The sequence below is a fragment of the Fusobacterium sp. DD2 genome (genome assembly GCF_018205345.1).
Lineage (GTDB): Bacteria > Fusobacteriota > Fusobacteriia > Fusobacteriales > Fusobacteriaceae > Fusobacterium_A.
In genome coordinates, this window is record NZ_JADRHM010000145.1 from 1 (window position 1) to 363 (window position 363).

1 pseudogene is annotated in these 363 nt (G+C 26.7%); it reads right to left on the reverse strand.

Features of this window, described 5'->3' with window-relative positions:
* Positions 1 to 43 precede the first annotated feature (43 nt).
* Positions 44 to 363, reverse strand: a pseudogene (locus tag IX290_RS11495) (hypothetical protein); the annotation flags it as partial.

A 363-nucleotide genomic window follows, 5' to 3' on the forward strand; every position in this document is an offset into this window, starting at 1 on the left:
CAAAGTAATAATCATTAATATTTTTTTCATAATAGCCTCCTAATTATTCACTCTTTTTTTCTTCAACTTTTTCTTCTGAAGAAGCTTTTTCAACATTTCCACCATGTTTTTTATTTAATATCTCTTCTACAACTTTATTGTACATATCGTTGTAAATAGATTTCTTAAATTCATTTTTTACAAATTCTTTTGCTTCTTCAAAATCTGGTTCTCTTGCTTCTTCTTTATCTTTAATGTTGATTATATGACATCCATCACCGACAAATACTAAAGATTTTACAATACCTTTCTTATCTGTCTTTGCAACAACTGCTGCTAGTGGTGGAATAATTGATGATAAAGGAATAAATTCATCTTTGAAAT